Annotated in this window: 7 protein-coding genes and 1 pseudogene; 2 read left to right on the plus strand and 6 right to left on the minus strand. The window is 43.8% G+C overall.

The genetic code is table 11. The annotated features are described in order from the left end of the window. Positions 1-10: 10 nt before the first annotated feature. The 6 genes and pseudogenes from TZ48_RS00750 to TZ48_RS00775 all read right to left on the minus strand — a co-directional run bounded on the left by TZ48_RS00750 (position 11) and on the right by TZ48_RS00775 (position 3767). Positions 11-262, minus strand: coding sequence for a hypothetical protein (locus TZ48_RS00750; protein WP_112477886.1), 252 nt, complete (start codon positions 260-262; stop codon positions 11-13). Beyond that, positions 213-1064: a DUF2157 domain-containing protein gene (locus TZ48_RS00755; protein ID WP_112477887.1), complete on the minus strand. Its 852-nt coding sequence runs from the start codon at positions 1062-1064 to the stop codon at positions 213-215. The genes TZ48_RS00750 and TZ48_RS00755 overlap by 50 nt, the downstream gene beginning before the upstream one ends. Before the next feature lie 56 nt (positions 1065-1120). Continuing rightward, on the minus strand, positions 1121-1918 hold the full coding sequence (locus tag TZ48_RS00760) for a PhzF family phenazine biosynthesis protein (RefSeq protein ID WP_112477888.1): 798 nt from the start codon (positions 1916-1918) through the stop codon (positions 1121-1123). A 9-nt stretch (positions 1919-1927) separates the two neighbouring features. Beyond that, positions 1928-2601, minus strand: a pseudogene (locus TZ48_RS00765) (YoaK family protein). Between the two features lie 84 nt (positions 2602-2685). Next, positions 2686-3177: a GNAT family N-acetyltransferase gene (locus tag TZ48_RS00770; protein ID WP_112477889.1), complete on the minus strand. Its 492-nt coding sequence runs from the start codon at positions 3175-3177 to the stop codon at positions 2686-2688. Beyond that, positions 3174-3767: a DJ-1/PfpI family protein gene (locus TZ48_RS00775; protein ID WP_112477890.1), complete on the minus strand. Its 594-nt coding sequence runs from the start codon at positions 3765-3767 to the stop codon at positions 3174-3176. Before TZ48_RS00775 ends, TZ48_RS00770 begins: the two co-directional genes overlap by 4 nt. A 486-nt stretch (positions 3768-4253) precedes the next feature. Here TZ48_RS00775 and TZ48_RS00785 point away from each other — a divergent pair, with 486 nt between their 5' ends. Together TZ48_RS00785 and TZ48_RS00790 are read left to right on the plus strand one after the other, a co-directional pair. Further along, entirely contained in the window at positions 4254-5129 is an 876-nt protein-coding gene (locus tag TZ48_RS00785) for an HlyD family secretion protein (RefSeq protein ID WP_112477892.1), read from the plus strand. Between the two features lie 3 nt (positions 5130-5132). After that, positions 5133-6491 carry an FUSC family protein gene (locus tag TZ48_RS00790; RefSeq protein ID WP_112477893.1) on the plus strand — a complete coding sequence of 453 codons (1359 nt, stop codon included), beginning with the start codon at positions 5133-5135 and terminating at the stop codon, positions 6489-6491. Positions 6492-6739 lie beyond the last annotated feature (248 nt).

The raw sequence follows: 6739 nt of genomic DNA on the forward strand, positions 1-6739 counted from the left end.
CTGAGCGAACTTATTCGCTCTCTGTTTCAACCGTTCGTGGACGCTGACCAATACGATAGATCTTTTCAGCGCGAGTACCGAAAAACCAAAAGCTTGCTGCGAGCACCGCAAAAAACAATGCTTTATGCGTGCCTTCCCAAAAGTACTCAACAAATCGGGTATACAGGTTAATAAACACAAAAATGAGACCGAAGCCACGGTTTAGCTCATCGTCAAACTTGATACCGTGATAAAGCGCTGCAAGCGAAGCGATGAGTAACAAAACCGACCAATGAATGAGTGAAAACTGGCTTACATCCCCCCACTCTACAAAATCGGCGTAGTTGCCAAAAATAGAAAACAACCCACAGCGACAAGAAAAATAAAATCAACCCGTAGGCGCGAGTCGTAATGGAAAAGTCTTCAAACTTTGGCCATTTACGCTGCGTCACCATCCCTAGCGCGACCAAAATAGCGCTGAACAGCACGAAGCGCAGAGGCAGTGACATTCCAAGGAAATAACCAGATTCATTCCATTGGTAGGTTTCAATCCCAAACCAAACACTCAAACTGAGCAAAGCACACGCCCATACCAGCAACGATGGTATCCAAAACCCCAGTAGCCCATAAACAATGGATGCAAGCAGGATCAGTTTCGTTAAGCTGTCAGTTTCAATAACTTGACCAATGAAGTAGATAGAAATAGCGGTACTGATAATACCCAATACGAATAGCGCTTCATTACTGAAGGTTTTATCTGGAGCGCTCGACTTTCTTCTTACGCCGTAGAGATAAAAACCCGCGGCCACAACTGCAAAAAATCCACTCTTCGCGATATCAGGCGCACTAAAGATTTGTTCGATAAGTTCAATAAGCCACTTGTCGAGCAGGACTGACAAGACTGAGAGTACAATACACAAAATCGCGACCCAGAATGAGTACTTAGCAATCAATGACCAGTCAATACTCGCCACTTCATAACTGCCTTTTAGTTTGCTGCGATCTTCTTCTGTAATCACACCTTCTTTGTGCCATTGGTCAATCGCACTGCTTACCACGCGACTTTCTCTTTTTGACAGTTTCATCGCTCTATTCTTCCGTTCAGTTGCTTGAGGTTGACCCTCAAATATTTGTCGTCACACTATACAAGTAGCTGAGACTTCGCAAACAAAACAGCGTCTCCGGATATCAGAACTTTGTCATGTTTTAGTAACCCATAGAGAACACCCGTTCGCGCAGAGGCTTGCAGCGCAGTCAAACTTGTCTTGTTCAGCCTTTCACTCCAATACGGTACAAGGCCAGCGTGAATCGAACCTGTGACTGGGTCTTCATCGCCACCATTTGCTGGCCAAAAATAACGAGAGACGAAGTCATGCTCGCCATCATTACTTGGCGCGGTTGCCACAACATCATAAGGCGCCAATTCTACTAGCTCTGCATTGTTGGTCGTCAGGTCAGTAACGTCGCTGGCATTATCGTAGATCGCAAAATAGGCTTGTTCACTCCGCAATACCTGTTTTGGTGGTATCGATAATCCATTGAGTAGTTGCGAGGGAATACGAGAAATTTGACTTGGTTTACGAATAGGAAAACTCATTTCAACTCTTCCACTATCCTGTTTTGAAACCAGCAAATCCCCCACGGATGTCGTCGAGAACTTTATTTCGCCAGTTAGTCCAAGTTGCTCGAAAAGAACATGAGAAGCAGCCAACGTCGCGTGTCCACAAAAATCAATTTCGGTCATCGGCGAAAACCAACGAATGAAATAATGATTATCACCACGTTTGTTTAGGAATGCGGTCTCTGAGAGATTATTTTCAATCGCGACGTTTTGCATCCACTGCACATCATCGTAGTTGTCTACAATCACGACAGCAGCACTGTTACCTCGAAAAGGTGTATCAGTGAAAGCATCGACAATCCATTGTTCAAGCGCCATTCTCTTTCCTTAATTCGCTCTGTTCGTGTAAGCAATGCGCTTACGGTAAATTCGGTACACGATAGCCAGTAGTATACAAGCCGTTGCAGGTACGGCAAGTGAAAGAAAAGCCAGCTTATAGAACAACATAGCCCCTGCGATGCCCCCTAAAACAAAACCAAAAACGATGGTCACAAACAATTTCGCTTTTCGTTTATCGAAGGGTTCACCACGCAATGAAGAACCAATCATAATGCCTAAGTCAGTCACGATTCCTGTCACGTGAGTCGTTCTGACAACTGCGCCACTGAATGTTGTCGCCAGTGCATTTTGTAGTCCACATGCAGCCGAAGCGAAATAGGTTCCCATATGTGAACCTTGGAAGAGAAAATAGGCGGCAATAAACAAGAATAAACTCTCGATACAAAGTAACCATTCGTATTGACGGCCAAGCTTGAGCGATACATTTGAGATGAAAAGCCCTGAGATCGCAGAACCAACCAAGAAGCTTATAACGATTGCAAACAAATACCCTGCCGCCGACCAATCATTGAATAGCTGTGTACCAAGTAGCGTCGCTGTTCCAGATAGATGAGATATGGCTTGATGTTGAAAACCCATCAAGCTACCGCATTTACTGTCCCTGCAAGTAGCGCAAGAATAAAAGCGCCTGACTCAATCCAACGTGGTAATTTAGAAATCAAGTGAGTACCTCACGACAAAAAAGCAGGTTAACGGCGACAAAATAGTTCACATCGTCAAAGACGAAGCGTGCATCATAGTCCTATCTAGCGTGGTTTCTTTGATTTGAAGCACATAATGTGCTGCGGACCAGCCGCTCCGCCTAAATACAGTTCTCCTGTGTCCACAAAACCTACCTTTTGGTACAGCTGATAGGCGACTGCGTTCTTGCAGTTCACTGTTAAATACAGATCACATGGGGCTATGTTAAGCCAAGAATGAAACTGGTCAGTAATTAAACTAAGAGACGACTTCGCTAGACCAAGCCCTTGATAGCGCTGGTCTATAAAGTATGCACGTAAGCCTACCGCACCGGCAGGTGCATCCTTCATCGTATTGGCATAGTCTTGATCAAGTAAAAAGAACCCCACCGCTATATCGTTGGAATAGATGATCCACTGTGTCTCTAGGGGTTTGGATAAACTCGCGTGGACAATCTCTGAAGTAATGCCCACAAAAGGGAGTTGGCTTTCGTCAACAGAGAGATTATCTAATTCCTCGGTAACGGGAATCGCGACTTTTCTAATAACTAAAGTCATAAAATAACCCCGTCGTCATTCCAATCAAACTCCATCTGTTTTGCCGTTTTTAGTGCTATTTCCCTACCTTTTAGTTTTTCCACGAGCCTCAAGCTCATATCTATACCAGCTGATATTCCGCCAGATGTTACTAAGCGACCGAGATCAACCCAACGAACGTCGGGTTTAACCGTTAAGTTAGGAAATTGTGCTTTCAAATCAACTTGATCCTCCCAATGGGTGGTGACAGTTTGATCGGTAATAACCCCTGCTTGAGCCAGCAAAAAGGCGCCTGTACACACTGAAGAGACTAGATCGGCCTCTTTGGAAACTTTCGCGATCCAGTCCATAGATTTCACATTGGTCATCTCTGGCTCATGTATACCGCCGGGGATGACTACCACATCCAACTTTGGATGGCTGAGGATTGAGTAATCCGACTGAACATTAAAACCTCCACGGGCACTTACTTCACCATGACTGCTAGACAGTAAACTCACATTCCACTTATCTTCATCAGGCAAAAATCGATTTGCCGTAGAAAACACCTCGAACGGACCGGCGAAATCCAATACCTCGACGTCTTTGTAGATATAAATTCCAATGTTCATCTCAACCGTCCTTTGTTAATACCCTGTTATCAACACTATTCAGTTCCCGCGAAAATTTCAACTTATTCGTCTCAAACTATCCTTTGTTGAACAGAGTGTTAGCTAAAACAGAGGGTACGATCCTACATAACCGATTTATTGAAAAGACACTTCCCATTTAACCTTTACTTCATCAACGTATCAGCTCCTTCTCCGTTTCCTTTTCTGATACGAAATTACTATTTGAAAAAGGCGAATCACACTATGAATGAACTGTCGTTCAGCATGCCCCACGAGCTTGAGTTTGCCGGGATTTATTTCCCCCTCTTCTGCTCACCTGCGCATGCGGTTATTTACTAGCACTAATAACAAGTAAGTTCATCGTGCGCAGAAAATGGCACCGATACTTCGCAGGTTATGCGTTGGTCGAGATTGCTATTGCAGCCGTTTACGTGGTTCTGCTCAACAAATATATCGTTTGGTCGTAATTCAAAGAAAGGTTTTCCCGTGTTAAAGAAACTCATCACTACTATTGCTGTTTTGGCCATTGCTGGTTATTTCACCTATGACAACTACGCAAGTTACATCGAAAACCCATGGACACGGGATGGTCAGGTTCGCGCTGATATTATTCAGATCACACCACGCGTCACAGGACCAGTTATCGAGCTCAATGTTGAAGACAACAGTCACGTCAAAAAAGGTGATGTACTGTTTAAAATCGACCCAAGCACATTTGAGGCAGCAAAAGATCAAGCGTACGCGAACCTACTTCAAGCTAAAGCGCTTCTTGAACGCGCTATTAACGAAGAGAAGCGTTCTGCAGAACTTGAACGTCGCAAACCTGGCGCAGTACCTATTTTGACTCTCAACAACCTCGCCAACGACGTGCAGACTTCTCGCGCAAATGTAAAAGCTGCTGAAGCTAGTTACGAATCAGCGTCATTGAATCTTGAGTTCACAACGGTGACTGCTCCCACTGACGGTTACATCACTAACCTCAACCTTCAAGAAGGTTCTCAGGTGGTAGCCAACCAACCGGTTGTCGCGTTAATTGATGATGACAGTTTTTGGGTTGAAGGCTTTTTTGAAGAGACCGATCTTCGCCACATTCGCACTGGCTCGCTCGCTCAAGTCACGCTTATGTCTCACCCTGATCGCCCTTTGGCGGGTCATGTAAGAAGCATGGGATATGGCATTTCCAAAGCCGATGGCAGCACTGGCTCGTTTCTTTTGCCAAATGTGAACCCAAACTTCCAATGGATCCGTCTAGCACAGCGTATTCCGGTGCAAATCAAACTGGATAAGCCACCAGAAGATATCCAACTTATCGTCGGCGCAACGGCATCCGTTTTAGTGAGTAAACATCAACAGGCTGAGTAGAATATGAAGATTGATATGCATAATGCGTTAAAACTGGCTATATCTGTACCGCTAGCACTGTTGCTAGCGTTATCGTTTGGTTGGGAAAAGCCTTACTGGGCAGCTACTACAGTTATCATTCTGTCTACCCACGAATCCCTTGGACATTCTTTGAAAACGGGGCGAGAACGTATTCTAGGCGCTGGTATTGGAGCTATTCTAGCGTTCATATTGGTGTCCTTATTTCCACAAGACCCTTTGCTCTTTGTCGCGGCTTTTGTCGGCATTGCCGCTATTCTTACCTACCTAAGCGGCTGCCTACACCACGGCTATCTGTTTAAAATGGCGATTATCGTATGCACTTTGATTGCCATGGTGGGCAGTTTTGACAATGTGACGACATTCAACATAGCAATTACTCGTGTTCAAGAAACTATTCTCGGTGTAATGGTGTTCACATTTGTCTATACCTTTCTGTGGCCACAAAAAACAGAAGACTTAATTTTCGAGCAGTTCGCCACTCTGGTGAAGCAATACCGAAAGATTATTGTCGATTATCGATTCGACCATAAAGATAAAGTCGAACTAAGTAATTTAAAAGCGGACATTGAACGCACAAAATCACTACTTGCGCTCCCACTTCACGGGAGTTACGACCTGAAAAGTAATATCGATAAGTATCGCATCGTGTTGGCGTCTTTTATCGAGTCGGTCGATAGATTAGAACAGCCAGAGTTGTTTGACCTAGACTGGCACAGCCATCGATGTGCAGAGCTAAGTAATACGGTCAACAAAAACAGTATCGACCAGCTTAGTCGCGATGATTTACATACCCTTTTACTAGATTCTGCATGGGATAATGAAGCGCTTTATCACGCGACTAAACGTAGCCTGACGTTATTCACTAACTATCAGCAAAGGCTAGTGGTCGTCGCTCAAAATGTTTGCGTGATCATCTCTGCGTTTTTTCTTTGGATATATTTGGCAATTCCTGGGGGAACTATCTTCCCGATGCTAGCCTGTGTGATGGCTAACGCGATGACGTCTATGCCAAAATCCTATATAAATAATGTTATTTTAGGGTTCATTATCTTCACTGCTGTTATCTTACTGCAATTTGTGTTGATTCTACCCTCGCTCACGGAAGCATGGCAGATAGCTATTTTCTATTTTGCTAACTTAATAGGTATGTCGATCGGTTGTGACGTATTCAAACAGCCTCTGCAAAAAATGATAGGACCACAAATGCTTGTTGTGCTTACCAACGGACCACTGCATTTGACGCCAAGCTTCGATATACAAACACCGCTCATTATGGTGATATTTGTTTTTCTATCTTTAGCAATCGCTAAGTTTTATATAGACCTAATACATATCGATTAATATTGAGAAGCTGCCACTAGGCAGCTTTTTTTTGCTCTTATCCTTACCCGATGAACTGACCCTACAAAAGCGATTTATTTATTTCTCACTCTTACCTTAATATTTCCTCATCAGGACAAGGTACTCGTTACCCGCATAGGAATGTAATAAAGAATGATGAGTGAAATATTGTCACCATCATCAAGATTAACTATCTACGTATAGACTGAATTAAAGGTTATTTACTATGTCTACCATCGACTTCTCAC

Origin of the sequence: Vibrio variabilis (assembly GCF_003263785.1) — a bacterium.
Lineage (GTDB): Bacteria > Pseudomonadota > Gammaproteobacteria > Enterobacterales > Vibrionaceae > Vibrio > Vibrio variabilis.